1 protein-coding gene is annotated in these 1,859 nt (G+C 69.9%); it reads right to left on the bottom strand.

All coding sequences use genetic code 11. The annotated features are described in order from the left end of the window. Positions 1–1,859, bottom strand: a 1,859-nt coding sequence (locus QTH90_RS31500; protein WP_286668524.1) for a TonB-dependent receptor domain-containing protein, incomplete at both ends; no start/stop codon positions are given.

Below are 1,859 nucleotides of genomic sequence, written 5' to 3'. Positions count from 1 at the left end.
TTGACGATCACCGAGCCGACATAGCGCTTGTCCAGCAGGTTGTCGATGCGCGCAAAGGCATTGAGCTCCCAGCGCTGCCACTTCTTGACGTAGCCCGCGAACAGCGCGACCACCCCGTAGCCGGGCACGCTGACGGTGTTGCGGTCATTGGCCTCGATGCTGGCGAGCGCGCGCAGCTCCGTGCCCGCGCGCCAGCCGTCCGGCGGCACCCAGCCGAAGGAAGCGAAGAAGGACTGCGGCGCAATCCCCGGGATGCGGTTGTCCGCCGCCACGAAGGCGCTGGCGGTGCACGGCACCGCGCAGAACGGATCGCTGTAGCGCGCATCCAGCCAGGTGTAGGCCAGCTGCGTGCGCCAGTGGTTCTCGCTCTCGTGCTGCCAGGCCAGCTCGAAGCCATCGCGCTTCGTGCGCCCCGCGTTCTGGAAGGTGGCCCGCCCGCCGACGTTGGTGGCGGTCACGATCTCGTCGTCCGTGCGGGTCTGGAACACCGCCGCGGTGAGCAGCCCGCCCCCCAGGCGCGCCTTGGCCCCCACTTCCACGCTGTTGTTGGTCGCCGGCTGCAGCGCGAAGTTGAGCCCGCCCTGGCCATCGGGGCGATAGGACAGCTCGTTGAGCGTGGGCGTCTCGAACCCGCGCCCCACCGAGGTGTAGAGGGCCAGGTCGCGCGTCGGCTGGTAGCGCAGCGACGCCACCGGCAGCGTCTTGGCGTAGTCCGCGCTGCCGCTGTCGTTGCGGTTCGCACCGACGATGTAGTGGTCCTGCGAGTCGAAGTCGACCTTGCTGCGGCGCACGCCCGCCTCGAGCGTCCATTGGTCCGCCAGCCGCCAGGTGCCCTGCAGATAGGGGTCGAGGTTGTTGACCTTGTTGGTCTCGTTGCGGCGCAGGCGCCCCTGCACGCCCAGGACCGGATTGGCCACCGGGCCGATGAAGTTCTCGTAGCCGGTGCGCTGCTCGCGCAGGTCGTCGTAGGCTAGGCCGGCGACCAGCTCGAAGGGCCGCCCGGCCAGCGTCATCTGCGACATCCAGCGCAGGTCGACGCCGCCGTAGTCGCGCGACAGGCCGATCACCCCGCCCGCGCTCAGCGGGTTGACCTGCGCCGAGGGCGGGATCGCCTGGTACTGCGTGGTCTTGCGCTCCCCGCCGTAGACCATCAGGCGCAGCGCGTTGCTCGCGTCGATGCGCCGCTCGTACAGCAGGCCGGCCTGCGTCTGGTCCACGCTCTTGCGGGTGTTGAACTGGGTGGCGACCGCGGCGCTGCGCGGGTCCAGCGCGTACTGCTCGGCCGTCAGGCCCAGCGGGTCCTGCGCGTTCAGGTGCACGCTGTTGAGGATGAGCGTGAGCCGGCTGCCGTCCTCCAGGTTGAAGCCCAGCTTGCCGTTGACGATGTTGCGCTCCGCCTCGCTGTGGTCGCGGTAGCCATCGGTCTCGAAGTGGCTGCCGCTCAGCAGGTAGTCCACGGCGCCGGACGACCCGCTCACCTGGGAGCCGATGCGCATCGTGCCGAAGCTGCCGCCGGCCAGCGAGAAGCCCAGCCGGGGTGGGCCTTCGCCGGTCTCGGTGAAGGACTGGATCACGCCGCCGGAGGAGTTGCCGTACAGCGCCGAGAAGGGGCCGCGCAGCACTTCGACATGGTCCAGCGAGCCGATGTCGATGTTGGAGGTCTGCCCCTGGCCGTCGGGCAGGGTGGCGGGGATGCCGTCGACATAGAGACGGATGCCGCGCACGCCGAAGGTGGAGCGCGCGCCGAAGCCGCGGATCGAGATCTGCAGGTCCTGCGCGAGGTTCTGGCGGTTCTGGATCTGCAGGCCCGGCACCGCGCTCAGGCCTTCGGAGAGCTGCGCCTGCAGCCGCATGTCGCG

Source organism: Variovorax flavidus, from assembly GCF_030317145.1.
Lineage (GTDB): Bacteria > Pseudomonadota > Gammaproteobacteria > Burkholderiales > Burkholderiaceae_C > Variovorax > Variovorax flavidus.
The sequence above is the reverse complement of the archived record's forward strand: the minus strand, read 5'-3'. Positions and strand labels throughout refer to the sequence as shown.